28 protein-coding genes and 1 other RNA gene are annotated in these 26329 nt (G+C 60.4%); 13 read left to right on the top strand and 16 right to left on the bottom strand.

Annotated features, from left to right (window positions below):
- Positions 1–5: 5 nt before the first annotated feature.
- Positions 6–893, bottom strand: coding sequence for a DMT family transporter (locus tag U0029_RS02470; RefSeq protein ID WP_039051852.1), 888 nt, complete (start codon positions 891–893; stop codon positions 6–8).
- A 166-nt stretch (positions 894–1059) separates the two neighbouring features.
- Between U0029_RS02470 and U0029_RS02475 the strand changes: the two genes are divergently transcribed.
- From U0029_RS02475 to fusA, 4 genes are all read left to right on the top strand, one after another.
- The gene (locus U0029_RS02475; protein WP_086935838.1) at positions 1060–2469 is read left to right on the top strand and encodes an aminotransferase-like domain-containing protein; all 1410 of its coding nucleotides are present in this window, start codon (positions 1060–1062) and stop codon (positions 2467–2469) included.
- An 81-nt stretch (positions 2470–2550) separates the two neighbouring features.
- The gene (locus U0029_RS02480) at positions 2551–2895 is read left to right on the top strand and encodes a TIGR01244 family sulfur transferase (protein ID WP_012418560.1); all 345 of its coding nucleotides are present in this window, start codon (positions 2551–2553) and stop codon (positions 2893–2895) included.
- An 87-nt stretch (positions 2896–2982) separates the two neighbouring features.
- The gene (locus U0029_RS02485) at positions 2983–3444 is read left to right on the top strand and encodes a universal stress protein (RefSeq protein WP_012418559.1); all 462 of its coding nucleotides are present in this window, start codon (positions 2983–2985) and stop codon (positions 3442–3444) included.
- 392 nt (positions 3445–3836) lie between these two features.
- Positions 3837–5954, top strand: coding sequence for an elongation factor G (gene fusA, locus U0029_RS02490; RefSeq protein WP_012418558.1), 2118 nt, complete (start codon positions 3837–3839; stop codon positions 5952–5954).
- A 39-nt stretch (positions 5955–5993) separates the two neighbouring features.
- Here fusA and U0029_RS02495 read toward each other — a convergent pair whose 3' ends face one another.
- The 9 genes from U0029_RS02495 to U0029_RS02535 form a co-directional block, all read right to left on the bottom strand.
- Entirely contained in the window at positions 5994–6791 is a 798-nt protein-coding gene (locus tag U0029_RS02495) for an alpha/beta fold hydrolase (RefSeq protein ID WP_012418557.1), read from the bottom strand.
- Between the two features lie 98 nt (positions 6792–6889).
- Positions 6890–7576, bottom strand: coding sequence for a tol-pal system protein YbgF (gene ybgF / locus U0029_RS02500; protein ID WP_012418556.1), 687 nt, complete (start codon positions 7574–7576; stop codon positions 6890–6892).
- Between the two features lie 82 nt (positions 7577–7658).
- The gene (gene pal, locus U0029_RS02505; RefSeq protein WP_012418555.1) at positions 7659–8156 is read right to left on the bottom strand and encodes a peptidoglycan-associated lipoprotein Pal; all 498 of its coding nucleotides are present in this window, start codon (positions 8154–8156) and stop codon (positions 7659–7661) included.
- Between the two features lie 31 nt (positions 8157–8187).
- On the bottom strand, positions 8188–9504 hold the full coding sequence (tolB, locus tag U0029_RS02510) for a Tol-Pal system beta propeller repeat protein TolB (RefSeq protein WP_039051850.1): 1317 nt from the start codon (positions 9502–9504) through the stop codon (positions 8188–8190).
- 16 nt (positions 9505–9520) lie between these two features.
- Positions 9521–10660, bottom strand: coding sequence for a cell envelope integrity protein TolA (gene tolA, locus U0029_RS02515; RefSeq protein WP_114852229.1), 1140 nt, complete (start codon positions 10658–10660; stop codon positions 9521–9523).
- A 7-nt stretch (positions 10661–10667) separates the two neighbouring features.
- Complete coding sequence (locus U0029_RS02520) at positions 10668–11123, bottom strand: ExbD/TolR family protein (RefSeq protein WP_012418552.1); 456 nt, start codon at positions 11121–11123, stop codon at positions 10668–10670.
- The gene (tolQ, locus tag U0029_RS02525) at positions 11123–11797 is read right to left on the bottom strand and encodes a protein TolQ (protein ID WP_012418551.1); all 675 of its coding nucleotides are present in this window, start codon (positions 11795–11797) and stop codon (positions 11123–11125) included. The genes U0029_RS02520 and tolQ overlap by 1 nt, the downstream gene beginning before the upstream one ends.
- Positions 11798–11799: 2 nt before the next feature.
- Positions 11800–12222, bottom strand: coding sequence for a tol-pal system-associated acyl-CoA thioesterase (ybgC, locus tag U0029_RS02530; RefSeq protein WP_039051849.1), 423 nt, complete (start codon positions 12220–12222; stop codon positions 11800–11802).
- 53 nt (positions 12223–12275) lie between these two features.
- Positions 12276–14006: a proline--tRNA ligase gene (locus U0029_RS02535; protein ID WP_012418549.1), complete on the bottom strand. Its 1731-nt coding sequence runs from the start codon at positions 14004–14006 to the stop codon at positions 12276–12278.
- 65 nt (positions 14007–14071) lie between these two features.
- On the opposite strand from U0029_RS02535, the gene U0029_RS02540 reads away from it, so the two are divergent.
- Genes U0029_RS02540 through U0029_RS02550 form a run of 3 tightly spaced genes read left to right on the top strand, consistent with a single transcriptional unit; the run spans position 14072 to position 16821 of the window.
- Positions 14072–14641: an RNA pyrophosphohydrolase gene (locus tag U0029_RS02540; RefSeq protein WP_039051848.1), complete on the top strand. Its 570-nt coding sequence runs from the start codon at positions 14072–14074 to the stop codon at positions 14639–14641.
- Positions 14622–15308, top strand: coding sequence for a response regulator (locus U0029_RS02545; protein ID WP_025515747.1), 687 nt, complete (start codon positions 14622–14624; stop codon positions 15306–15308). The genes U0029_RS02540 and U0029_RS02545 overlap by 20 nt, the downstream gene beginning before the upstream one ends.
- A gap of 16 nt (positions 15309–15324) precedes the next feature.
- A complete protein-coding gene (locus U0029_RS02550) occupies positions 15325–16821 on the top strand; it encodes a sensor histidine kinase (RefSeq protein WP_012418546.1) in 1497 nt (498 codons plus the stop codon).
- Between the two features lie 234 nt (positions 16822–17055).
- On the opposite strand, the gene U0029_RS02555 is transcribed toward U0029_RS02550, so the two are convergent.
- Both U0029_RS02555 and U0029_RS02560 read right to left on the bottom strand, forming a co-directional pair.
- Entirely contained in the window at positions 17056–17769 is a 714-nt protein-coding gene (locus U0029_RS02555) for a protein-tyrosine phosphatase family protein (RefSeq protein WP_012418545.1), read from the bottom strand.
- 100 nt (positions 17770–17869) lie between these two features.
- Positions 17870–18799 carry a LysR family transcriptional regulator gene (locus tag U0029_RS02560; protein ID WP_012418544.1) on the bottom strand — a complete coding sequence of 310 codons (930 nt, stop codon included), beginning with the start codon at positions 18797–18799 and terminating at the stop codon, positions 17870–17872.
- Positions 18800–18911: 112 nt separating this feature from the next.
- Here U0029_RS02560 and U0029_RS02565 point away from each other — a divergent pair, with 112 nt between their 5' ends.
- The gene (locus U0029_RS02565; protein ID WP_114852230.1) at positions 18912–19523 is read left to right on the top strand and encodes an FMN-dependent NADH-azoreductase; all 612 of its coding nucleotides are present in this window, start codon (positions 18912–18914) and stop codon (positions 19521–19523) included.
- Between the two features lie 28 nt (positions 19524–19551).
- On the opposite strand, the gene U0029_RS02570 is transcribed toward U0029_RS02565, so the two are convergent.
- The 3 genes from U0029_RS02570 to U0029_RS02580 form a co-directional block, all read right to left on the bottom strand.
- Positions 19552–20457, bottom strand: a complete 906-nt coding sequence (locus U0029_RS02570) for an NAD(P)-dependent oxidoreductase (protein WP_012418542.1) — start codon at positions 20455–20457, stop codon at positions 19552–19554.
- 293 nt (positions 20458–20750) lie between these two features.
- Positions 20751–22256: a tripartite tricarboxylate transporter permease gene (locus U0029_RS02575; RefSeq protein ID WP_039051847.1), complete on the bottom strand. Its 1506-nt coding sequence runs from the start codon at positions 22254–22256 to the stop codon at positions 20751–20753.
- A 21-nt stretch (positions 22257–22277) separates the two neighbouring features.
- A complete protein-coding gene (locus tag U0029_RS02580; RefSeq protein ID WP_012418541.1) occupies positions 22278–22733 on the bottom strand; it encodes a tripartite tricarboxylate transporter TctB family protein in 456 nt (151 codons plus the stop codon).
- 475 nt (positions 22734–23208) lie between these two features.
- On the opposite strand from U0029_RS02580, the gene U0029_RS02585 reads away from it, so the two are divergent.
- The 4 genes from U0029_RS02585 to U0029_RS02600 all read left to right on the top strand — a co-directional run bounded on the left by U0029_RS02585 (position 23209) and on the right by U0029_RS02600 (position 25048).
- On the top strand, positions 23209–23655 hold the full coding sequence (locus U0029_RS02585; RefSeq protein WP_039051846.1) for a hypothetical protein: 447 nt from the start codon (positions 23209–23211) through the stop codon (positions 23653–23655).
- Entirely contained in the window at positions 23655–23966 is a 312-nt protein-coding gene (locus U0029_RS02590) for a cell division protein ZapA (protein ID WP_012418539.1), read from the top strand. The genes U0029_RS02585 and U0029_RS02590 overlap by 1 nt, the downstream gene beginning before the upstream one ends.
- A gap of 58 nt (positions 23967–24024) precedes the next feature.
- Positions 24025–24210, top strand: a non-coding RNA gene (gene ssrS / locus U0029_RS02595) — 6S RNA.
- 94 nt (positions 24211–24304) lie between these two features.
- Positions 24305–25048 (top strand): SIMPL domain-containing protein, encoded by a 744-nt coding sequence (locus tag U0029_RS02600; RefSeq protein ID WP_012418538.1) that lies wholly within the window; start codon positions 24305–24307, stop codon positions 25046–25048.
- Here the strand turns inward: U0029_RS02600 and lgt are convergent.
- Positions 25017–25811 (bottom strand): prolipoprotein diacylglyceryl transferase, encoded by a 795-nt coding sequence (gene lgt / locus U0029_RS02605; RefSeq protein ID WP_114852231.1) that lies wholly within the window; start codon positions 25809–25811, stop codon positions 25017–25019. The genes U0029_RS02600 and lgt overlap by 32 nt on opposite strands.
- Positions 25812–25980: 169 nt before the next feature.
- Between lgt and U0029_RS02610 the strand changes: the two genes are divergently transcribed.
- Complete coding sequence (locus U0029_RS02610; RefSeq protein WP_012418536.1) at positions 25981–26310, top strand: c-type cytochrome; 330 nt, start codon at positions 25981–25983, stop codon at positions 26308–26310.
- Positions 26311–26329 lie beyond the last annotated feature (19 nt).

The raw sequence follows: 26329 nt of genomic DNA on the forward strand, positions 1-26329 counted from the left end.
TGATATCAGCGTTTCGTCTTGACCAGCGCCCGGCGGCCTGCGGCGATGACGATGATGACGGCAATGGCGAAGATAAAAGTGCTGGGAGCGACCTGCTCATGGAACAGCGTAGCGGCGGCCAACACGGTGAGAAACGGTTGCAAGAGCTGTACCTGGCCCACTTTTGCGATGCCACCGATCGCCAGGCCGCGATACCACGCGAAAAAACCCAGGAACATCGAGAAAAATGCTAGATAGGCAAAGGCCCACAGTGCGGTGGCGCTAGGCCGGGACGCCTGGGCCGCCATCCAAAGCACCGGGCCGGCCAGAAACGGCGCGCTGATGACCAGGGCCCAGCAGATCGTGCGCCAAGCTCCGAGGGTGCGCGCGGCACGGGCACCTTCGGCGTAACCCATGCCGCCCAGCAAGACGGCCAAGAGCAAGTACAGATCATTCGCCCGCAGGCTGCCGTGACCGTCGCGCCACACAAAACTCATCACGATTACCGCGCCCAGCACCGCCCAGGCCCAGAACTGCGCTGAAGGACGCTCGCCGCTGCGCCAGCAAGCGAACAGCGCCGTGGAGAGCGGAAGCAGGCCGTTGACGACGGCGGCATTTGATGCGGGGATATCGCTTAATGCCAGCGAGGAGGCGAGGGGCCAGCCCACCACGATGCCTACAGCGGCTAGCAGAATGCCGCTGAATTCCGCAGGGGTGGGACGGCGGCTGCGTGTGAGCGCCAAAAGAAGGGCTGCGGGCAGGGCCGCCACCAAGCCACGCCCCAGGCCGACTAACAGCGGTGGGATTTCGGCCACGCTCAGGCGCGTCATGGGCAGAGTGAGAGAAAACATCAGCACGCCAAGCAAGCCCATGGCATAGCCTTCGTACTGAGTGGCGGCAGGAGATCGGGGCATAAGTCTAGGGAATTTCGGGGTCAGGTCTTGCTGCGAGATCACAAGCCTGTCACTCTACGCACAGTTAGCGATACAGTACCGATACACTTGACCTATTCACCCTTGTCACTGGCCTGGTAAAAACACCATGACAGTTAATGCCGAATCCCCCGCCAACTGGCAGCCCGTGCGCGAAAGCGATGCCACGCTTGTGATGCAGTTGGCAGACGATCTTGCCCGCCGTATCGACGAGCAGGGCATGCGGCCAGGCACGCGCCTGCCGTCTATCCGCCGCATGGCTGAACAAGCGGGGGTGAGCCGTTTCACGGTCGTCGAGGCCTATGATCGGCTGGTGGCGCGTGGGCTAGTGCAGTCCCGTCGCGGCGCCGGGTTTTTCGTCCGGGCGCGGGGACGCGATTCCCTGACGCCAGCGGCGCCGGTTTCCTCCGCCCTGCCGGTTCCGGCGCGCATTGATGTCACTTGGTTGTTGCGCAGCATGTTTCGCGATACCGCGCCGGGTTCGCCTGGCGGGGCGGGTTTGCTGCCGGCGAGTTGGCTGGACCCCGAAATGGTGGCGGGCGCTATCCGCGCCGTCGGCCGTTCGGTACGGGCGAATTTGCTGTCCTATGGCCATCCGCAAGGGTATCTGCCGCTGCGCCAGCAGATCGCTTCCATGTTGCAGGGTGAGGGCGTGCCGGCGCACCCCGAACGCCATCTGCTCACCACCAATGGTGTGACGCACGGTCTGGACATCATCGCCCGCCATCTGGTCAAGCCGGGCGACACCGTACTGGTCGAGGACCCTGCCTGGTTTGTGTTCTTCGGCCGTTTGGCGGCTTTCGGCGCCCGGGTCATTGGTGTGCCGCGTGGTCCGGACGGCCCGGATCTCGACTTGCTCGAGCGTCTGGCGGCCGAGCATAAACCCCGGATGTTTATCATCAACGGCGCCGTGCATAACCCCACGGGCTACAGTCTTTCTGCCGGAGTGGCCTATGGTGTGTTGCGTCTGGCCGAGCGCCACGATTTTGTAATCGTTGAAGACGACACCTATGGCGAGCTGCATCCCGGCGGGGCAATGCGTTTGGCCGCGCTGGACCGCTTGAATCGCGTGATACTCGTGGGGGGCTTTTCCAAAATGCTCGCAGCAAGCCTGCGGGTGGGTTATGTGGCCGCCCATGCCGATGTCATTCAGCCCTTGAGCGACCTCAAAATGCTGGCCGGACTGACCTCGCCGGAGCTGGGCGAACGTGTCGTGCATCGTATTCTGATGAGCGGTCAGTACCGCCGCCATCTTGACCGGGTGCGCCTGCGCGTGGATGAGGCGCGGCGCGAGTGTCTGCGCCGTCTGCAAACCTTGGGTTTTGTCGTGAGCCACGAACCCATGGCAGGCATGTTTGTCTGGGCGGATTGTGGGCGCGATTCCGAAACATTGGCGCGCCGCGCGGCCGACCGTGGCATGTTGCTGGCGCCTGGCACGCTGTTCTCTCCCAGCCAGCAGCCATCGACGATGCTGCGGTTTTCAGTCGCCATGGTCGATGTGCCCCAGGCATGGGGCATTCTGGCAGACATCATGGGCGGTGCGGATCAGCAGCGTTGAGGCGCAAACCCTGCCTCCCTAAATCGCGGCGGCCACTATACTCTGCGTGTTGAACCCGCCTCTCTTATTGAAGGAGCCCTCATGAGCTTGCCGATTCGTCCCTTGACCGAGAATTTCGCCGTAGCGCCCCAACTGGGTCCTAATGACATGACTGACGTCGCCGAGGCGGGCTATAAGAGCGTGATCATCAACCGCCCCGATTTCGAGGGCGGCCCCGATCAGCCTACCGCAGCAGCGGTGTCCAAGGCCGCCGAAGCGGCGGGTCTGCATGTTGAATACCAACCCGTGGTCGGCAGTGCCATGACGGCTGATGATGTGGCACGCTTTGCAGAATTACTGCGCGAACTGCCGGGCCCGGTTCTCGCGTACTGCCGCACGGGCACGCGATGTGCCAATTTGTTCGTGGCGGCTCAGCAACTGTCTTGATGCCTATCAAGGCTTGGGGTCTATGCCCATGGCCGAATGTTGTTTTCCGTTAGCATGTAATTTCCTACTAAACAGGAGCAGGCAAGCATGTTCAAGAAAATCCTGATTCCCACCGATGGCTCTCCGCTGTCCGCTCAGGCTGCCAACGCCGGTATCACCTTTGCACGTTCGGTTGGCGCGGATGTCGTTGCGTTGCATGTGACGCAACCTTTTGCGGCCACCATCGGTTTTGACGGCATGGCCGCAGCCTATGCCATTACCGACGAAGACTACGAAAAAGCGTCTTCCGAGCAGGCTGAAAAATACTTGAAGCAAATCGTCGATCGCGCTCATACCGCAGGGGTGAATGTCGAGTCGCGTGCCGTGTCCAATTTCAATGTGGCCGATGGCGTGGTGCAAGCCGCTCACGATACCGGCTGCGACCTGATCTTCATCGGCAGCCACGGTCGCAGCGGTCTGTCGCGTCTGTTGTTGGGCAGCGTGACGGCCAAAGTGCTGTCCCTGGCCTCCACGGCCGTGCTGGTCTACCGCGTCGAAGAAAAGAAGTAAGGCAGATGCGCTGACCGGCAGCCTTCGGACACGGGTTTCCCGGGGGGAATAAGAGGTCAGTCCGATCCCCACGCAGCGCTATGCTGCGTGGGGATTGTTCTTTTTGGGCGCTCTGTTCGGGAGCGCATTAGCTGGCGCGCCCCTCTTTAACCCCCCCTTGGGACAAGCGGGCTAAGCGAGCGCGGCGTGGGGGCCTCTCTTTCGCCGCGTCGCCTAGCCTGATGATGGGTCCGCAGCGCTCGTCAGCCGAATGACCCGTTGCCGAATGAGGGCAAGGGCTGCGTTTGTGTCCGCGCCGTACTATGCTAATCAGTCTGGAGTTGGTCCAGGACACAACGGTTTTTGCTGTTGCGCCTCCATTGATCCACCGCCTTGAGCAAGGGGCTATCACCATGACTCGTAGGACGCCAATCGAGCTGTATCGCAATATCGGCATCAGTGCCCACATCGACGCGGGTAAAACCACGACGACAGAGCGCATTCTCTTTTACACCGGCATCACCCATAAACTGGGAGAGGTGCACGAAGGCGCTGCGGTGATGGACTGGATGGAGCAGGAGCAGGAACGCGGCATCACCATCACGTCGGCCGCGACGACCGCCTTCTGGCGCGGCATGGCGGGTAACTATCCCGAACACCGCATCAATATCATCGACACCCCCGGCCACGTGGATTTCACTATCGAGGTAGAGCGCTCCATGCGCGTGCTCGACGGCGCCTGCATGGTCTACGACTCGGTGGGTGGCGTGCAGCCGCAGTCCGAAACCGTATGGCGGCAGGCCAATAAATACCGTGTCCCGCGCATAGCTTTCGTCAACAAGATGGACCGCATCGGCGCCGATTTTCTGCGCGTGCAGCGTCAAATCGTCGAGCGCTTGAAGGGCGATGCCGTACCAGTCCAGTTGCCGATCGGTGCCGAAGATAATTTTCAGGGCGTGGTCGATCTGGTCAAGATGAAAGCCATTCTGTGGGATGAGGCCAGCCAGGGCGTGAGCTTCAAGTACGAAGACGTGCCTGCCCCTATGCTTGAGCTTGCTAATCAATGGCGTGACAAACTGGTTGAGAAGGCAGCCGAGGCCAATGAGGTGCTGCTCGAAAAATACCTGTCCGGCGAAGCGCTGTCCGAAGAAGAGATCAAGACCGGGCTGCGCCAGCGCACGATCGCCAACGAGATTGTGCCCATGCTGTGTGGCAGCGCCTTCAAGAACAAGGGCGTGCAGGCCATGCTTGACGCCGTTCTTGACTATCTGCCTTCACCCTTAGATGTGCCTGCCATCAAGGGCCATGACGAGCACGATAAGGAAATCGAACGTCGCCCATCCGACAAAGATCCATTCTCGGCGCTGGCCTTCAAGATCATGACCGATCCCTTTGTCGGTCAGTTGGTGTTCTTCCGCGCCTATTCCGGCGTCGTCAAATCCGGTGACTCTGTACTCAACCCGCTTAAGAACAAGAAAGAGCGCCTGGGCCGCATCCTGCAAATGCATGCCAATGAGCGCAAGGAAATCAACGAGGTGTACGCAGGTGATATCGCCGCTGCGGTGGGCCTGAAAGATGTCACGACCGGGGATACGCTGACGGACCCGGGCCATGTCATCATCCTGGAGCGCATGATATTTCCCGAGCCGGTGATCTCGCAGGCCGTCGAACCCAAGACCAAGGCCGACCAGGAAAAGATGAGTCTGGCGCTCAATCGCCTGGCCCAGGAGGACCCTTCATTCAGGGTGCGTACCGATGAGGAGTCCGGCCAGACCATCATCTCCGGCATGGGTGAGCTTCATCTTGAGATTCTGGTCGATCGCATGAAGCGCGAATTCAATGTTGAGGCTACTGTGGGCAAGCCGCAGGTGGCCTATCGCGAAACGATACGCAAAAAGGTCGAGGGCGTTGAAGGTAAGTTTGTTAAGCAATCAGGCGGACGGGGTCAATACGGCCATGCCGTTATTACCGTAGAGCCGCAGGCGGCGGGCAAGGGTTTTGAATTCATCGATGCCATCAAGGGCGGGGTGATCCCGCGAGAATTCATCCCGGCGGTTGAGCGCGGCATCGTCGATACCCTTAACACGGGTGTGCTGGCAGGCTATCCGGTGGTTGATGTCAAGGTGACACTGACCTTTGGCTCATACCATGATGTGGATTCCAACGAGAATGCCTTTCGCATGGCAGGTTCGATGGCTTTCAAGGAAGGGCTGCGGCGAGCCACGCCAGTCTTGCTCGAACCCATGATGCAGGTCGAAGTCGAAACCCCCGAAGATTTCACGGGCAATGTGATGGGCGATCTGTCCTCTCGGCGCGGTATGGTTCAGGGCATGGAAGATATTGCCGGGGGCGGTGGCAAACTGGTGCGAGCCGAGGTGCCGCTGGCCGAGATGTTCGGTTATTCCACTTCTTTGCGCTCGCTTACCCAGGGGCGGGCGACCTACTCGATGGAGTTCAAGCACTACGCCGAGGCGCCTCGCCAGGTGGCCGAGCAGGTCATTGCCGCTCGCACCGGGTCCACGCGGGCTTGACCGGGCGGGGCCATGCGCTTGCACATGGCCCCGCTTTGGTCAGGCCAGAAAATGAATGATGGCCTGGTTAAAGGCGCGTGGATTACCCAGATTCATGCCATGCGATGAGCCCGCGATATCCAGCCGACTTGCGGCCGGCAATAGCGTCTGCAAGCGATCCAGCGTGGCAGGGTAGGGCGCCGGGCTGAGTGCGCCGCCTATCAGCAATACCGGCATCGTCAGTGCGCGGATGTCTCCCAGGGCTTCGGCGGGCTCGCGAGCCTGTCCGATCAAGGTGGCGGCGTTGGCGCGCACCATGTCCTTGAACCAGGGCACCATGCGCCGCCAGGTGTCCGGGCCGGTCACCATATCGATGAATAGCGCCAGGCCGCCTTCGATGTCGCCCGCTTGAATCATGGCCAAGGCACGCTGCCGAAAATCGCCGCGCTCATCTTCCCCAGGGCGCGACAGACCGGGGTCGGCCAATACCAGGCTGCGCACTTGCGCAGGTGCGCGCAAGGCGGCTTCAAGCGCGATGCGGCCGCCACGCGAATGTCCCACCAGATGGGCTGGACCTTCTACGATGGCCTCAATAAAGGCTAGTACGTCGGAAGTGTGCTGGGCAATCGAAAAGCCCTCGCCTTCGCCATTCCATTGCTCGGGCCAGTAATGTCTCAAAGATAGCGACAGTACTCGGAAATGACGCGACAACATGGCCAATTGCGGCTTCCAGTAGCGGCAATCGCATAGCGAGCCATGCACCAGCACCAGGGGCTCGCCACTGCCAGCTTCTGCATAGCAGAGGGGATAGCCGTCTAGATCGACGGTCAGTAATTCAAGTTCGGGTTCGGAACGCATCTGAAAAAGGTGCGGCCCTGCTGCGGTCATCGCAGCAGGCCGTTGTTTGACGCGCTGGCTGCAACAGGAAAACGGCGGGTTGAGCCGCCGTTTTTCACTTAGAGCAGTTGCAGGCGGCTTTTGGCGGTATTGGCCGCCGGAGAATTAGGGTAGTCGCGCACAATGCGCTGCAGGGTGGTCTTGGCGCCTGCGCGGTTGTTCAGCTCGATCTGACTGCCAGCGATAACCAGCAGCGCGTCCGGCGCGCGAGCGTTATCCGGCGACTTTTGCAGCAGGTTGCTCAGTTGCTCGATCGCGCCTTTGTAGTCGCGGGATGCGTAGCGCGCACTGCCGAGATAGAACTGGGCCGTCGGCGCCAGATCGCTGTTCGGGTAGAGCGCCGTGAAGGCAGCTAGCGACTCGGCGGCCTCCTTGTACTGACCTTTACGGTACAGATCGGTGGCGCCATCGAAGGCGGCCTGTTCCTGAGGATCACCGACTTCCACGCCTTGCGGATTGGCAGGATGTTGCTGCCCCTGACCCTGGCCGCTGGGCTGCTGGCGCGACACCAATTCGAGCTGGTCGCGCAATTGAGCGATCTCTTGCTGCAAGGATTGGATTTGATCGGCCAGTTGCAGGCGGGCACGTGAGTTTTGTTCGTTCTGCTGCTGCAATTGCTGGCGCAGATCCAGAATCGCCCGGCGTGCTTCATCGTCGGAGAAGGCATGGGCAGGCGCGGCCAGCGTGGCCAGTGCGATGCTGGCGGCCAGGGTCAGTTTACGCAGGGAAAGAACTCGATCGTGCATAGGAATTCCTGGTCTCTGAAAGCAAAAAACGTCGGGACGGCCGGTAGACCGTCCCGACGCGAGGTGGGGCACCCGCTAAAAATCAGCGCTGATAAACGATGTCAGCGCGGCGGTTTTCAGCGAAGTCAGCTTCGGTCGAGCCGGTCGCCTTGGGCTTTTCCTTGCCGAAGGAGATCGCTTCGATCTGTGCGTCAGCAACACCCAGCAGGGTCATCATGCGACGGACGGCATCAGCACGGCGCTGACCCAGGGCGAGGTTGTACTCGGCGCCGCCGCGATCGTCGGTGTTGCCTTCGATCTTGATGCGCTGCTGCGGGTGCGAGGCCAAGTAACGGGCATGGGTTTCGACCAGGCCGCGGTACTGATCCGACACGCCGTAGCTGTCGAAATCAAAGTACACCGAGCGCTGTTGCGCCAGGATGCTTTGGGGGTTGAAGGGATCAAGGATTTGGCCAGTGGCCGAACCTTGGCCGCCGCCGCTACCTTGACCGGCTTTGTCGTCGAGAGGGACGGAGCTGCAAGCTGCCAGCGTGGCAAGCAGAGCGGCAATGGTAAGGGTTTTGGCAATGCGCGACTTCATGATAGTTCCTTTGCAAAGAGAGTCACACGTGTTATCGGGTAAAAGGGCCCCACGTTGGTTCACGTATTTCCCCATTCAGGACTGACAGGGTCTGCCGCACGCGGCCATCGCTCGATACACCGGCAAGCACGCTACGCCCATTTTGTGTGGCTGCGTAGAGTACCTGCATGCCGTTGGGCGCAAAGCTCGGCGACTGGTCATCACGACCGTCGGTCAGCAGAGTTTCTGTGCCGGTAGGCAGGTTTAGCGAAGCGATTCGGAACGCGCCGTCGCGTCTAGCAACGTACAGCAGCGTCGAGCCATCAGGAGAAATTCGGGGTGATATGTTGTAACTACCGTTAAACGTCAGTCGGCGGGCGTCACCGCCATCAAGGCCGACTTGGTAGATTTGCGGCCCGCCGCTGCGATCACTAGTAAAGATAATGGAACGGCCGTCAGGCGTAAAGGTCGGTTCGGTGTCGATGCCAGGCGAACGCGTAATACGGCGCGGTTTGGCGCTGCCATCAGCCGAGACGATGTAAATCTGCGACAAACCGTCCTGGGTCAGGGCGACTGCGAGCTGCGATCCGTCAGGAGACCAGGCCGGGGCGCTGTTATTGCCCTTGAAGTTGGCCACCGGGATTTGCGAGCGTGTGGCCAGCGTCTGCACGTAGACCACGGGCTTGCCGGAGTGGAAGCTCACATAAGCCAGCTTGGAGCCATCGGGCGACCAGGTCGGCGAAATAATGGGTTCGCGCGAACGCAGGGCAACCTGGGGGTTCTGGCCGTCGGCATCGGCAACCTGCAGCTCGTAGGTATTACCTTGCTTCAGAACATAGGCAATACGGGTGGCGAAAACGCCACGCACGCCGGTGATTTTTTCGTAGATGCGGTCAGCGATCTGGTGTGCGATCCGGCGCAGTTCCGGTTCGGTGCCCGAGAAGGCAACGCCGTCGAGCTGGTTTTTCTTGACGGTGTCAGCCAGACGATAACGGATTTCGAAGCGGCCATCTGCACCCTGGCTGATACTGCCATAGGCGACATAGTCGGCACCACGGCCACGCCAATCATCGTAATTGATGGGCGAGTCGACCGTCAGGCCTGAGCCAGCGGCATTGATGAGGCGGAACTGACCCGTGCGGGTCAGGTCAGCGCGGATGACCTCGGCCAAGGCTCGGCCGCGCACGTCATCACCCGCGAAATCGGCAATGGCGATGGGGTATTGGGTTGCGCCTGTTCCAGAAATATCAACGCGCAGTTGCGCGTGAGCCGGTTGCCATGCAAGCAGCGTGGCCAGGAAAAGCAGCAGTGCAAGGCCATACGATCGCAAGGCTTCCGACAGGGAAGCTCGGCTGAAGGCGGGTGTCATGGTCGGCAATCTCCTGTCAATCATACATACGGTACACGACGTCGATAAGGGGCTCGTAGCGCCCCGTCGAAGGCTTGGGGAAGGGGTTGCAGCGGCGAATGCCGTTTTCGACAGCACGGTCAAAGCCAGCGTTGCCGGAGGAGCGCGTCAACGTCAGGTTGTTCACCCTGCCATCACTACCTAACTGTACTCGGTATTCCACGGTGGGATTGGCCGAGCCTGCGCGTGGCGGCGTCGGATAGGCAACCCCTGGTTGCACGCAGGCGCGAACCTTGGCGCCATAGCCGTTATCCCGGCCTCCGCCGGCCTGATTGCGGTCGGCCGTGCCACCGGGCACCCCGGCTGTACCGAGAATGTCATTGCGGAAGGCATCTCGCAGGGCTTTGTCAGCGGCTGCTTTCTTGGCGGCGTCTTCCTTCGCCTTTTTATCGGCGGCAGCTTTCTTCGCGGCCTCTTCCTTGGCTTTCTGTTCGGCAGCCGCTTTTTCTGCCGCAGCTTTTTCCGCTGCGGCTTTTTCAGCGGCCTTCTTGGCGGCTTCTTCCTTGGCTTTCTGTTCAGCGGCCTTCTTGGCAGCCTCTTCCTTGGCCTTTTGTTCGGCAGCCTTCTTGGCAGCTTCTTCCTTGGCCTTTTGTTCGGCAGCCTTACGCTCCTGCTCCAGGCGCTGCTTTTCCTTCAGCTCGGCCTGGCGACGCTCTTCTTCGAGACGCGCTTTTTCCTTTGCGGCCTCGGCCGCCTGCCGGGCTTTTTCCTCCTGTTCGCGCTTCTTGCGCGCAGCCTCCAACGCGATCTCGGGATCGGGCTGGGGTTCGGGCTGAGCCTGCGGCTTGGGCGTAGGAGGAGGAGGCGGCGGCGGCGGCGGCTCAGGCGTAGGCTCGGGCGGGGCCGGTTCGGGTTCAGGCTTGGGCGGTTGCTGCGGCGTAGGCGGCTCAGGCTCGGGTTCGGGTTCGGGCTTGGGCGGTGTCGCGTTGGGGGTGTCGCCGTCCATCCAGAGTTCAACCTGGACGGGGCCGGGGTTTTCCGTACGCCAGTTCAGACCAAATATCAGTACTACGATCAACAGCAGGTGCGCCAGAATGGCCAAGCCGAGGGACTTGGCCGTGTCCTTACGCTCTGGCGACCAGGGGTTTTTGCTGTCGGATCGAATAATCGGGGGCATGGCGCAATCAGCGTTTCTTGGCGGGCGTTGGCTGCGAACTGCCACCCTGGTCCACCAGCAGACCGAGGCGGGTGATGCCGTTACTGCGCAACTCGTCCATCACTTTGACTACGGTTTCGTAGGGAACCTTGCCGTCCGCTGCGATCACGACCGGCGTTTCGGCCGTGATACGTGATCGGACTTGATTCAACAGATCCGAGCGCTGGATGTCTTCCAGTTGGGCGCCCGGTTCACGCATGCGCATGGCAATCTGGCCATTTTCCGAAATCTGCACTTCCAGCGGCTTGACGGGCACATCGGAGGCGGCGCCGACCGAAGGCAACTGTATCAGGCCCGGCGTAATGAGCGGAGCGGTGACCATGAAGATCACCAGCAGCACCAGCATCACGTCGATATAGGGCACGACATTGATGTCGGCCTTCATGCGGCGGCCGCCACGGCCGCTGGAACGTACCGAAGGCATTAGCGCACCTGCCGCTGCAAGATGTTCAGAAACTCATCGACGAAGCTGTCGAAGCGGATCGAGATGCGATCGATGTCGTTGGTGAAGCGGTTATAGGCCACTACGGCAGGGATGGCTGCAAACAGGCCGATTGCCGTGGCGATCAAGGCTTCTGCGATGCCGGGTGCCACCGAGGCCAGGGTGGCCTGCTGCATATTGGACAGGCCGATGAAGGCATGCATGATGCCCCAGACCGTACCCAGAAGGCCGATGTAAGGGCTGACCGAGCCGGCTGAGGCGAGAAAATTCAGGTGCGATTCCAGCGAGTCCATTTCGCGCTGGTAGGCTGCGCGCATGGCGCGGCGCGGACCATCGAGCAGGCTGCTGGAGTCACCGCCGCTGCGTCGGGCTTTCAGGAACTCGGTCATGCCGGCATCGAAAATGCGGGCTAGCGCGCCTTGCTCATCGCGGCGCGACGAGACGGCCTGCTGGAGCATGGCGAGGTCACCGCCCGACCAGAAATCGTCCTCGAAGCGGCGAGTCTGCTGGTTGGCGCGTTTGATCGCCATCCGTTTGGCGAAAATATATGTCCACGACACGACCGAAATGCCCAGGAGTAATAGCATGATGAGCTGAACCGGCACGCTGGCATTGAAAAGCAGCGAAGACAACGACATGTCGCTGGTGACTTGCATGGTTATTCCTGAGTGAATTCCAATTTGGCGCGGAGGAAGTCGGGCAGCGCCGCGGGTCGCATGCTCTCCGAGTCTACGCAACAGACTTGGATTTGTCCCTCCGCCAGCAGTTCCCCATCCCGTTCGGCACGCTGTGCGAAGTGTATCGAAGCGCGCCCCAGACGGATGATGCGGCTGCGGATAGTCAGAAAGTCGTCGAGCAGGGCGGGGCGGCGGTAAGCCATGTTCAGCCCTTGGACGACAAACATCCGCTTGTGCTCACGAACCAGCTTGGATTGGTCTACCCCGAGCTCCCGCAGCCATTCGGTGCGGGCACGCTCGAAGAACTTGAGGTAATTGGCGTAGAAAACCACTCCGCCTGCGTCGGTATCTTCATAGTAGATACGTACACGCAGAATGGATTCGGCAGGCGTCTGCTGGCTCACGGTAGATAAACGGCCTAGGGGAAACCCGGGCCGATAATGGCCCGGGGCGCAGTCTACAGCGTTTCGAGTTTATTCAGTATCTCTTTCAATGCTGAATCGACCGAAATTTTTACAGTTTCTGTATCGCGGCGGCCTTGCAACTCGATGACGCCGTCGTTCAGACCACGGTCGCCGATCGTGACGCGCAGCGGTACTCCGATGAGCTCCCATTCAGCAAACATCACGCCGGGGCGCGCGTCGCGGTCATCCAGGATGACATCGATGCCTTGCTCGCGCAGGGCTTGATACAGTGCCTCGGACTTGTTACGTACTGTTTCACTTTTGCCCCAGCCGACCGGGCAGATCACGACCTCGAAAGGCGCGATGGCGCGCGGCCAGATAATGCCGCGGTTGTCGAAGTTCTGCTCGATGGCGGCGCCGACGATACGGGTGACACCGATGCCGTAGCAGCCCATCTGCATGAGGGCCGGTTTGCCGGTTTCGTCAAGGAATGTGGCCTTCAGGGCTTCGGAATACTTGGTGCCCAGGAAGAATACATGGCCGACTTCGATGCCACGCTGGATGGCCAGGGTGCCCTTGCCATCGGGCGACGGATCACCCGCCACCACATTGCGTAAATCCGTGACCAATTCAGGCTCAGGCAGATCGCGGCCCCAGTTCACGCCCCGGAGATGGAAGTCCGGGCGGTTTGCGCCGCAGACGAAGTCCGCCATGTTGGCGACCGTACGGTCAGCGATGATGCGCACAGGCTTGGCCGTTGCGATGGGGCCCAGATAGCCCGGTTTGCAGCCGAAATGCTCGACGATCTCGGCTTCGGTGGCGAGACGGAAGTTTTGCAGGCCAGGAACCTTGCCGACCTTCACTTCGTTCAACTCATGGTCGCCGCGCAGCAACACCAACCAGATTTGCACACCGTCTTTTTCGGACTCGGTGGCGAGCACGATGGATTTGACGGTTTGCGACAGCGGCAGGCCAAGCAGTTCGGCCACGGCTTCGCATTTGGCGGCGCCAGGCGTGGCCACCTCCTGAAGGGCTTCCGCCGGCCTTGCACGCTCGGTCAACAGGCTGACCGCTTCGGCCAACTCGATATTGGCGGCGTAATCGGAATCCGGGTTGAACACCAGCAAGTCTTCGCCCGTATCGGCGATCACCTGGAATTCGTGGCTGCGCGAGCCGCCGATGGAGCCTGTATCGGCAGCCACGGCGCGAAAGGCCAGGCCCAGCCGGCGGAAAATCCGATGGTAGGCGTCAAACATGATGTCGTAGCTGCGGCCTGCGCCGGCCTCATCACGGTCGAAGGAGTAGGCATCCTTCATGGTGAACTCGCGGCCTCGCATCACGCCAAAGCGGGGCCGGCGCTCGTCACGGAATTTGGTCTGGATGTGGAAGAAGTTGACCGGCAGCTGACGATAGCTGTGGATTTCGTTGCGGGCGATATCGGTGATGACTTCTTCGGACGTGGGTTGGAGTACGAAGTCACGCTGATGGCGATCCTTGATACGCAGCAGTTCCTGGCCGTATTGCTCCCAGCGGCCTGACTCCTGCCAAAGTTCGGCCGGCTGTACCACCGGCATCAGCAGTTCGATAGCGCCGGATGCGTTCATCTCCTCGCGGATGATGTGCTCGACCTTGCGGATGACCTTCAGGCCTAGCGGCATGTAGCTGTAGATGCCGCCCGCCAGCTTCCGGATCATGCCGGCGCGCGTCATCAGTTGGTGGCTGGCGACTTCCGCGTCGGCGGGCGCCTCTTTCAGGGTATTGATGTGGTAGTTGGATGCGCGCATGTTTAAAGGTGGCAGCAGATACGTATAATCGTCCGTAATTGTATTAAATTCGGTGGGGGTGGCCCATGCTTGATCGCGAAGGCTACCGTCCCAATGTCGGCATCATTCTCGTCAACGGTAAAAACGAGGTCTTTTGGGGCAAGCGAATCCGGGAGCATGCCTGGCAATTCCCGCAGGGCGGCATCAAGTATGGCGAAAGCCCGGTGCAAGCCATGTATCGCGAACTTCATGAGGAAGTGGGCCTCAAGCCCGAGCATGTCCGTATTTTGGGGCGTACACGCGACTGGTTACGCTACAACGTACCAGATCATTTCGTCCGGCGTGAGTGGCGTGGCCACTATAAAGGGCAAAAACAAATTTGGTTTCTGTTGCGCCTGGTCGGGCGCGACAGCGATGTCTGCTTGCGTTCGACACAGCATCCTGAGTTTGACGCCTGGCGTTGGAGTCAGTATTGGGTTCCGCTAGATGCGGTGATTGAGTTCAAGCGCGATGTCTATACCCAGGCATTGAACGAACTGGCGGCTATCCTGTTCCGCAGGCATCACGAAACCCGCTATCTGCGGCAACGTGTGCACGGACCCAGGTCTACCGATAACTCTCCGGAAACGGACGGACATGCGCATATTGCTGGTTGAAGATGAGCGCGACATGGCCTCGTGGCTCATGCGCGCGCTTGCGCAAAGTGGATTTTTGCCCGATCACGCGCCGGATGCGCGTACTGCCGAAGGCCTGATGGCGGGCAACGAGTACGACGCTATCGTCATGGATTTGCGCTTGCCGGATAAACACGGCTTGGTTTTGTTGCGCGAGATGCGTAATCGTGATGATCGCACACCGGTGCTGCTTCTGACCGCTCAGGGCGCCTTGCAGGACCGTGTGCGAGGCCTGAATCTCGGGGCTGATGACTTTCTTACTAAGCCCTTCGCCCTTGAAGAGCTTGAGGCGCGCCTGACAGCATTGGTGCGGCGCAGCCGTGGCCGTCAGCATCCCCGGCTGCAGTGCGGATCGCTTTCCTATGATGGTGAAAGCCGTGCGTTCACACTGGACGGATCGCTGCTCTTTCTGACCCCGCGTGAGCATGCGGCTTTGGCGGCATTGCTCACGCGCAGTGGCTATCCGGTAGACAAGGCTCAGTTGTTCGGCAAGGTATTTACGCACGATAGCGAAGCCAATCCCGATGCCATAGAGGTGGTGCTGCACCGCTTGCGTAAAAAGCTGGCTGGCAGCGATGTCCGCATCGTGACGGTGCGCGGCCTGGGCTATATGCTCGAAAGCGTGGCCCGTGAGTCCTCCGAGTCCTGAAAGGCGCCGCCGGCCCATGCTGGGCATTAGGGCGCTGCTCATTTCGCTTTTGCTGCCCGGGGTGATCGTTCTCCTCGTCATCGACAGCCTTAACGATTACCGCACGCTTGCATCCATTACCAACGAAGCCTACGACTCGGCCTTGTTGGAACCCGCAAGGGTGCTCGAAAGCAGTCTTGAGTTCACGACTGACGGCGCCTTGCAGGTTTCTACGCCCTTGTATGCGCAGGTCATGCTGGAATCTCGTGCGGGTCTGCGCAAGTACTATCGCATCGAGCAGATCGACCCGCCCTGGCCGGATGCAAAATCAGGTCCGCCGGTGGGGCATGGCTTGGCTGGCATGCCGGAAATGCCCTATCCCGAGCGCTGGCCTGCCGCCAATGATCAGCCCGTTTTCTACGATGCCGTCTACCGCAATGACCCGGTGCGCGCGGTGGCGGTGCTGCGTGACCTCTACTACCACGGGCAGCATTATCAGGTGCTGGTGATCGTCGCGGAAAGCATGGGCAAGCGCCTGGAGGCAGAGGCGGCGGCACAACGGCAGGAGGCCTTGCGCGATGCGCGTATGTTGGCTCTCGTAGCCCTGCTGGTTTGGTGGGGGGTGACCTGGGCGCTGCGACCCTTGGTGCGTTTGCGCAATGACATTCTCTCGCGCCGTCAGGATGACCTCACGCCACTCGATGCGACGCGGGTGCCCCGCGAACTTGCGCCCTTGGTCGAGGCTGTCAATTACCACATTGCCCGTCATCGTCATGTCATTGACGAGCAATCCCAATTTCTGGCTGATGCCTCGCACCAGTTGCGCACGCCGCTGGCCATCATGCTGACCCAGGCGCAATATGCCTTGCGCGAACGCGACCCCGCTCGTGCGCAAGAAGGCTTGCGGGCGATCGTGGATCAACTGGGCCGTACGCGCCGCCTGACCGAGCAGTTGCTGTCACTGGCGCATGCCAGCCAGGCTGAAGTCATGCCGCGCCAGGTGCTAGACCTGAACGATCTTGCACGCGAAGTGGTACTGCAATACTTACCTGTGGCGCACGAAAAGCGCCAGGATCTGGGTTGGGTGGATGCGCGCGGCGACGAGGACGGCAAGGTCAGGCAGCGCGGCGCGGTTGTGCCGGTTTCGGGCAGCGAGGCCGAGTTACACGAATTGCTATCAAATCTTGTGCATAACGCCATTAACTATGCGCCGCCGGGCGCCACGATCACGGTTTCGGTCGTGAAAAAAGACCAGCGTGCCGAGGTCATCGTGGCCGATAATGGCCCTGGCGTTGAGCCGGAATTGCGCGCCCGGGCTTTTGAGCGTTTCGAGCGCGTTGGCCTGGATCGTACGCCTGGCGCTTCGGGCTCCGGTTTGGGTCTATCCATTGCGCGGGCTTTCGCACGCCGCAATGATGGCGATATCGAGCTGCAGGACGGTGAGCCCAATGCGCAGGGGGGCCATGGGCTGGCCGCCGTATTCTGGATTCCGCTTGCATTGCAACAGGGGGGTAACGACGAGCCTGCGTCCTGAGCTACCGCTTTGCCCCTGTTTCTGGATCGCGTCGGGGACAGCCCGGGGATTCAGGGCGCTGCCTCGGATGCCGGAGACCAGCGGTTCGGGCCTGGGCGCTGCTCATCCTGCTCAATGTGCAGATCGCGGTTTGGCCAGGGCCGCTGTGGCTACCCTGTCGGTTCCCGTTTTGCTTGCTTCCGTCACGGTGTGGGACGCCCAGCACAGCCTGTTTCATAGCTGGGAAGTGTTGATTCAATCGATGGCGCCGATAGTTTGCACACCGAGTATGTCGCGCAGGTAATAGGCATACCAGCGCATGGCCTGTTCGTTGAACCGGTTGAGGTGGCGGCCCGCGATCTCGCGGGCCTGGGCCAGGGCGTCCCGATAAGATAGCCGCAAATACTGCATGCTGTAGGCTGCGATGACTTCACCCGTGCGGTCTTTCCCGGCCTCGCAATGCACATAGATGACGGTAGGCGTGCATTCCGACATCTCTTGGTGCAGCGCTGCGAGAAGCTCGGGCAGCCGGTCTACCCCGGGCAAGGCCGATATTTTTCTGCGCGGCACATCGGGGAAATCGTCGGGGCTGGTGACGGCGCCGAATACGGGATGAGAGATCAGGCGGCCTGCCTGCGAGTGCTGCCGCCAATACTCAGCCTCGACTTTTTTATCGGCGAACTCGTGAGGCAAGAGGTCGGAAGTCAGGCTCACGTCTATCATATAAAAGCGCGAGGGCAGGGGCGCGACGGCCTTCAGGCTGGCCAGCAGGGCCGCAGCGTCGAAGCTGCCGTTGCGTATCGGGCTATTCCCTCTGAGCAGATAGGTGTGGGGCGTGTAAGTCACCAGCCTTACGACGCCGTCGCGGGCGGCCATGCCGGCTTCAGCCGCATAGCTCGCAAGGATGGCGTCAAAATCGCCGATCGAAGGGAGAAAGTTGGCGTCGGGCAGTGTTGGGGTAGTAGGCATGTCGGCTCCTATCCGGGCCCTGAGTGGCCCGGGAACCTGATGCTTGCATGGCTTGGTGCCGCCGTACTCGTGGAGGAGCGTTCTTCAGGCGAACTCCCGCTCAGCGCGTGAGGGGTTTCATGCCGAATTGTTCGTAGCTGGGGCCAAGGTGTTCGGACAGAAAATCCAGGAAGACGCGCACCGCGGGAATCATGCCGCGACGGGAGGGATAGATGCAATGCACGATACCCTCGGGCGAGCGCCAGTCGGGTAGCACGGGCACGAGTTCTCCCCGCCGCATTTCCGTTTGGGTGGCGGCCGTCGGCAGCAGGGCAATGCCACGGCTGTTCGCCGCCGCGGCCGCAAGCACGATGAAATCATTGCAGCACAAGCGTGGGGCTACTGTGACATGGCGCTCCTCTCCTTTGCCGTTGTGCAAAGACCAGACCACCTCGGTTTGAGGGTCGTTGAAGCTCAGTGTCATGTGCTGAAGCAGGTCTTCAGGCGTCTCCGGTGTGCCATGGCGCTGCAGGTAAGCCGGGCTGGCCACCAGTGTGCTGCTGGCCGCGCCGAACTGCCGCACGACAAGTTCGGCATCGGTATCCAGTTTGGTGCGCACTCGCAAAGCCAGATCCACCCCCTCGTTGATCAGATCTACGCGGCGATTGGTTGCCAGCATCTGGATCGATACCTCAGGCCAGGCACTCATGAATTCCGGCAGCAGTGGGGCCAGTACCTGCTGGGCGAGGGAAATCGGGCAACTCACCACGACAGGGCCGGAGGGTTCGATTTGCAACTGGCGCATCGCATCTTCGGCGGCGCGCGCTGAGGCGGTCATCTCGCGGCAGTAATGCAGGTAGCGCTCGCCTGCCGTGGTCAGGCGCAAACGCCGCGTCGTGCGCTGCAAAAGCCGCACGCCTAGTCTTTCTTCCAGCTGAGAAATGCGCCGCGAGAGACGGGATTTGGGAATGTCCAGTACGCGTGCCGCAGCGCTGAAGCCGCCTTGATCGACAACTTGGGAAAAATAGAAAAGATCGTTGAGATCCTGCATGATTGTTCTAAATTTGGAACGATAAGTTAATCATAGGGCTATTTATGTAATTAATGAAGCTCCGTACAGTACGTGGCATGGCAACGCGCCACCCTATAACCGGAGATTCCTCTTGAAGACCCTCGTCCTGCTTTCGTCCATCCTTGGTGATCGTTCCAAATCCAAGGCGCTTGCGGATCATTTTCTGGCTCGTATGCGTGAGCATGAGCCAGCCAGCGACATCACGGTGCGGGACCTGGCCGCACAGCCGGTCCCTTACTTCGATGCCGAGACGGCGGGCGCCTTGTTCACCCCGGCCGATGCGCGCAGCGACGCACAGCGCGCCATCGTGGCGCTTTCGGACGCGCTGATCGCCGAGTTGCAGGCTGCCGAGCGCGTGGTGTTTGCGGTGCCGACCTACAATTTCAACCTACCAGCCCAACTCAAAAGCTATCTGGACTATGTGGCGCGTGCGGGTATCACTTTCCGTTATACGCCAGAAGGGGTGCCTGAGGGCTTGCTCCAGGGCAAGCAGGTGTATGTGCTGATTGCGCGCGGCGGCAAGGCCTTGGGTACGCCGCAGGACAGCATGACACCGTATCTGAAGCAGATGCTGGGCTTTCTGGGCATGCAGGATGTCACGGTTATCGCCGCCGAAGGCATGGCGATGGGGGAGTTCGCCGCGGCCGAAGGGTTGGCTCAGGCCAAGGCGCGTATTGATGAACTGCTGCCCCAACTGGCCTGAGGCGCGGGCGAAACCGCGCCGGGCTTGCTTAGTTGCGCAAACGCGTGATGAGGCTGGACGTGTCCCAGCGGCCGCCTCCGTGTTTCTGCACATCGGCGTAGAACTGGTCGACCAGGGCGGTCAGGGGAAGGCGCGCGCCGTTATTGCGCGCTTCATCCAGCACCAGGCCCAGGTCTTTGCGCATCCAGTCAACGGCGAAACCAAAGTCGAATTTGCCATCGACCATCGTCTTGCCCCTGTTTTCCATCTGCCAGCTTTGCGCGGCCCCTTTGCTGATGACGTCGAGCACGAGTTTCATGTCGAGGCCGGCGGCTTCGCCAAATGCGACGGCTTCAGAAAGCCCTTGCACCACACCTGCGATGCAAATCTGGTTGACCATCTTGGCCAATTGGCCGGCGCCCGGCGCTCCCACTAGAGTGACTGCGCGGCCATAGGCGGCCGCCACCGGCTTGATGGCTTCAAAGACCTCGGGCTCGCCACCGCACATGATGGTCAATACGCCATTGACCGCGCCCGCCTGTCCTCCCGAGACCGGCGCATCCACGAAATTCAAGCCGAGCGCTTTGGCCTGCGCATACAGTTCGCGTGCGACGTCGGCCGAGGCGGTGGTGTGGTCAACGAAGGTGGCGCCTTCGGGCATGCCGGCAAAAGCCCCATCATCGCCTAGCACCACGCTGCGCAAGTCGTCGTCATTGCCAACGCAGGCAAAGACAATCTGCGCACCTTGTGCGGCGTCACGCGGTGTGGGGGCCGACTTTCCTCCGAACTCTTGCACCCAGGCCTGAGCCTTGGCCGGGCTGCGGTTGTAGACAGTCACGTCATGTCCGGCACGCGCCAAGTGCCCGGCCATGGGCAGACCCATCACGCCCAGGCCGAGAAAAGCGACTTTTTTCGCCGCGACGTTGTCATAGGTTTTTGAGCCAATGCTTGCCATGCTCGAGCTTCCCGCAAAGAGTGAAACCGCAAAGCCGTTAACTTACCTTAATCATCCGTCCGCAGCGAGCCTTAAGCACCCGCTTTCGTCGGGGCAGAGGCGGGCCGGGCGGTCGGTAACTAGGGTGGCGCGGTGCCAGCGCGCAGTTCCATTTCGATGCGCTGCAGGTCGAGCGGCCGGGCCAGTGTTCCTACACTGCCAGCCAGCGATGATCCACTCAGAACATGTCCGGTGCCTGTTGCGGGCGCAAAAAAAAGCCGGGCCTTGCGGGCCCGGCTTTCCCATCAGAGTCCTCAGTCTTCTTCGACAAAGGTCTCTTCGCGTTTCTTGCGGATGGCGGGTAGTGCAACCAGCACGACGAGGGCCAGCGCCAGCGCTAGCAGCGAGGCCGACAGCGGACGGGTGATGAAGGTCGAGAAGTCGCCGCGAGACAAAAGCAGAGCGCGGCGGAAGTTCTCTTCCATCATGGGGCCCAGCACCAGGCCCAGCAGCAGCGGTGCGCCCTCACACTTCAGCTTGGACCAGAGATAACCCACGATGCCGAAAGCCGCCGTCATGAAGATATCAAAGGTGTTGTAATTCAGCGAGTACACCCCGATGGTGCAGAACACCAGAATGGCTGGGAACAGGATGCGATAGGGCACCTTTAGCAGTTTGACCCACAAGCCGATCAGGGGTAGGTTCAGGATCACCAGCATCAGATTGCCGATCCACATGGAGGCGATCAGACCCCAGAACAGCTCGGGGTGGCTGCTCATCACCTGAGGGCCAGGCTGAATGTTGTGGATGGTCATGGCGCCAACCATCAGGGCCATCACTGCATTACCGGGAATGCCCAGCGTCAGCAGCGGGATGAAGGAAGTCTGCGCCGCAGCATTGTTAGCCGATTCTGGGCCAGCCAGACCGGCCGGGTGGCCCTTACCGAAGCGTTCGGGGTTGCGGGAGATCTTCTTCTCCAGCGTATACGACGCGAAAGAAGACAGCACTGCGCCGCCGCCAGGCAGGATGCCCAGCGCCGAGCCCAGGGCCGTGCCGCGGATCACGGCCGGGGCCGCTTCCTTGAACTCTTGCTTGTTCGGGTACAGATTGCCGATCTTGTCCGTGATGTCTACGCGGTTTTCCCGTTGCTCAAGGTTGTTCATGATTTCGGAGAAACCGAACACGCCCATGGCCACGATGGCGAAGTCGATACCGTCTTGCAGTTCGGGGACGCCGAAGTCGAAACGGGCCACGCCCGAATTCACGTCGGTGCCGACCATGCCCAGCAACAGGCCGAGAATGATCATGGCGATGGCCTTGGGCAGGGAGCCCGAAGCCAGCACCACCGCACCCACCAGGCCCAGCACCATCAGCGAGAAATATTCAGCAGGGCCGAACTTGAAGGCGACCTCGGCCAGCGGGGGGGCGAAGGCGGCCAGCAGCAGCGTGGCCACGCAGCCAGCGAAGAAAGAGCCCAGCGCCGCGATGGCCAGGGCAGCGCCGGCGCGGCCGTTACGGGCCATCTGGTGGCCGTCCAGCACGGTCACCACTGCGGAGGTTTCCCCGGGCAACGCCACCAGAATGGCGGTCGTCGACCCCCCATACTGGGCGCCGTAATAAATGCCGGCAAGCATGATCAGGCCGGCCACCGGCGGCAGCACGTAGGTGATGGGCAACAGCATGGCAATGGTCGGCACGGGACCGATGCCAGGCAGCACGCCGATCAGCGTACCCAGAATGCAGCCCAGCAGGGCGTAGGCCAGATTCTCGGGCGTGACCGCCACCGAGAAACCCAGCATGAGGTTGTCAAGCAATTCCATGGCGAGTGTGCTCCTCTAGCCTTAGATAAACGACGGCCACAGCGGGAAGATCAAGCCCAGGCCCTTGATGAAGGCCAAGTACGAGAACACCGCCAGGAAAATACCGTTGGCAATGGCAACCTTGAGATTGAACTCATGGCTTGCCACACTGCTGAGCACAACCAGCAGGAACACGGAGATATAAACACCCAGCAGCTTGAGCACCAGGGCGTATACAACAACGGAGCCAATCACCAGAAAGACCACACGCCAGTCGAATCGGTCGACGTGAGTTTCAGTGGCCTTCTTCGAGAGCGAGCTGAGCAGAACGATTGCGCCCAGCAGGGCGAGAACGAGTCCTAGCCAGAAAGGGAAGTACCCAGGCCCCATGCGGGCCGCAGTGCCCATTTGGTAGCTGCTGGCCTGCCAGGAGAATCCCAGTCCGAGGATGATAAACATCACCCCCGACCAGAAATCCTGTCGATTGCGTAGCTGCATGATTGTTTGGCTCCTGTTTTACAGCGTGTAGATTTGCGTGAGCCCGGCGCGATGTTGGTCATGGACGACGGGCACAAAAAGGCACTTGGAGGTGCCATTCGTTCTTATTGAAAGCGTCTGCGGATGGACTGAAAGCTAAATGGCGCTTTTTTGAAGGCCGAATGGTAATTGAGGGGATGCGCCATGCAAACCCTGGCATTCATCAGATAAGCTAGGGTTTTCCCTTGATTTGGGTGTAAGTAAGGGATGATCCGGGTTTTACTTGTAACCAGATTGCTCAGTTGAATGGCGATTGAAAGCTTAATGAAAGTAAAAAGAAAGTAAACGGAAAGATGAAATTAAGCCTCGATGTTTACTTCTTTCCTGCAGTGAAAGTTATCTGGCATGAAACTTTCATGTGGAACCAGAGCTTGCCCTGTTTCTCCGTGTGTGTGAAGCGACCCGAATCGGTTCCGGATGGTTTACGATAGCGCCCATGCTGCAAGACCTTGATCAACTCGCCGCCCGAATTGGGCAATTGGTGCAACGCACCCGACAACTGCACGCCGAGCGCGATGCGTTGCGTATCCGTCTGAACGATAGCGACGCCGAGGCGCGCGCCCTCAGGCAGCGTTGTGCCGACCGTGAAGCCGAACTACAGGCCCTGAAAGAACAGATGCACGATCACGACGCTGCGCTGAATCTTGCCAGGGCGGAATCCCAGCAGGCGCAAGCCGAGCTCAGGGACCAGCTCGCCCGTGAATCCGCAGACCGCCAGGCTCTCCAGGCGCGCATCACCACTCGTGAGAGCGAAATCCAGCAGGTGCTGGCCGCTCGCGACGTCGAGTTGCAGCGCTTGCGTACGGCTGCTTCTTCGGCACGCGAACGCATTGATGCTGTCCTGGCGCGTCTGCCGGGCGCCGCAGCGGGAGAACAAGCCTGATGGAACGCCTAGATGTCAGTATCCTGGGCCGCGACTATTCCCTCGCGTGTTCAGCCGAAGAGAAGCCCGTTTTGCTTGCTGCGGTGCGCCATGTGGATCAGCTCATGCTGCGCATCCAGGGCACCGGCAAGGTTTCCAGCAACGAACGCATAGCGGTGATGGCGGCGCTGCAAATTGCAGGCGAGCTGCTTGCCATGAAGGCGCCCGATGGCCCCTTGGGCGGTTTGGCAGTCGGCGACTTCAAGCGTAGAATCGAAGAAATGAACCTATTGCTCGACGATGCCTTGTCGGGCCAGGAAAAGCTTCTTTAAACGTAGTTAACTGTCATTGCAGCGGTGGTGTTCCGCCGCGCATCACTGCGTTTCCAGTTTGTCCCTGCGGTGCTCGTGACTTGGCCATACATTCTCTGAACCGATGCTTTTCGGCATACTGGTTGCGGGAGTGTCGAGCGGGTGTGATCGTCTCTTTGCTGACGAACCCGATGCTCTTCGGATCGCGACCACCTTGAACCTATGGGTTCGAGATGCCGGCCTAGACGGCACTTGCGGGGCATCTTATACAGGCTGTCCTGCGTCTTTTGCGGCGCAGGGCAGCCTGGACGGGGTTCTCCCGTATTCCTCCCCCCTGTCATCTTTCTACAGGTTTCCTCATGCATCGATCCCAAGCGTTTTCGCTGACCCGAATCGCGGCGGCCTGCTGCGCCACGCTGGCGTTTGCTTTCGCTCAACCCGTCCTGGCGCAAACTGCTGCACCGGCGGTTGCCGAGTCCACGCGCGCGGCACCCGAATTGAGCCTGCATGCTTCGGCGTCCGCCGAAGTCAAGCAAGACACGGTGCGCATCACCCTGTCGGTGGAAGTTGAGGCTAACGATCAATCTAGCGCTGGTAAGCGTCTGACGGCTGCGCTCGATGACGTGGTCAAGCGTGCCCGTGGAGCTAAAAATATCGAAGTCCGTACCGGTGGCTATAACGTCTGGCCCAATACCAATTCCAAAGGCAAGATCGTGAATTGGCGTGGCCAGGGTGAGATCGTGCTCGAATCCAAGGATTTTGAAGCCGCTTCGGCGCTGGCCGCCAAACTGGGCGACAAGACCGCAATTTCGAATATCTCTTTCTTCCTTTCCCGTGAAGGGCGCGAGGCCGAGGAGCGCAAATTGCTGGGCCAGGCGGCGCAAGCCTTCAAAGAGCGGGCATTGGCTGCGGCCAATGCCTTCGGTTTTTCGGGTTACCGCCTGTCCAAGCTTGAGTTGGGTGGGGGTGATGGTGGTGGGGCGATGCCGCGCATGATGGCAATGGCCAAAGCCGCAGACGCCGCGCCGGCTGCAGGGGTGCCCTTGGAGGCCGGCGAGGTGACCGTCAGCGTTACGGTTGGCGGGACGATCGTCTTGCAGTAAGCACGAACAGCACGAGACCGCCGAGGAACATGGGGAGGGACAGCCACTGTCCCATGCTCATGCCTCCGGCGAGTAAGCCCAGGAAATTATCTGGTTCACGGGTGAACTCCACCAGGAAGCGGAACGCGCCGTAACCCATGAGGAACATCGCGCTCACCTGCCCGGTAGGGCGCGGCTTACTCGAAAACCACCATAGCAGCGCAAAGAGCACCAGACCTTCTAGGCCTAGCTCGTAAAGCTGGGAGGGGTGGCGCGGCAGCATGCTGCCCGATTGTGGAAAGACCATTGCCCAGGGCAAATCGCTTGGCCTGCCCCAGAGTTCGCCATTGATGAAGTTGCCCAGACGCCCGGCGCCCAGGCCCAAGGGAATCAGGGGCGCAATGAAATCGCTGATCGTAAAGAAAGAGACGCCTTTCTTGCGCGCGAAGAGCAGCATCACCAGGATCACGCCTATCAGGCCACCATGGAAGGACATGCCTCCTTCCCACAAAAAGGCGATCTCAAGCGGGTGGCTGAGGTAATAGCCTGGTTTGTAAAACAGCACATAACCCAGGCGGCCGCCCAGCACCACGCCGAGCACGCTATAGAAGATCAGATCTTCTAGGTCTTTATATGTCAGGTTGCCGCCCTGGCCGCGCTTGATTCGGTAGCGGCCCAGTAAATAAACAAAGGCGAACGCCAGCAGATACATCAGGCCGTACCAGTGGATGGCAAGCGGACCCAAGCGCAACGCGACGGGATCAAATTGGGGAAACTGAAGCATGAGCGGTCTGCGAAGAAAAGTTGTCCGATCATAACCGGACGCGCCCGTCGTTCGGATGACTTGGAGAATGTCTGCAAGACAGACTCCCTGGGGAGGTCCTTCCAGACAGCTTTCGGGTACCATCGTTATGGCCCCTGGCTAGTGTCTTCTATCGTGGAATTCCGTATCTATGCATTTGAACTTCAAAACTGCCCTGTTTGGCCTGTCACTGATTGCATCTGCTTCGGCCACTGCGCAAACCACCGGGCTTGATCTGGCCAAAAGCAAGGCCTGTATGGCCTGCCATCAGGTTGATAACAAGCGGGTGGGGCCGCCTTTTCGCAGTGTCGCGGAACGTTATGCCGGGCATCCTGAGGCCGTTGATTACCTTGCTAACAAAATTCGCCATGGTGGCCGCGGGGTCTGGGGCGCCGTGCCTATGCCTGCACAATCGCAGGTGACGCCTGAAGAGGCTCACAAGTTAGCGGAATGGGTGCTGACGTTGTCGCCTGCCAAATAACTCTCAACTTTAGGAAACC

Origin of the sequence: Bordetella avium (assembly GCF_034424645.1) — a bacterium.
Lineage (GTDB): Bacteria > Pseudomonadota > Gammaproteobacteria > Burkholderiales > Burkholderiaceae_B > Bordetella > Bordetella avium.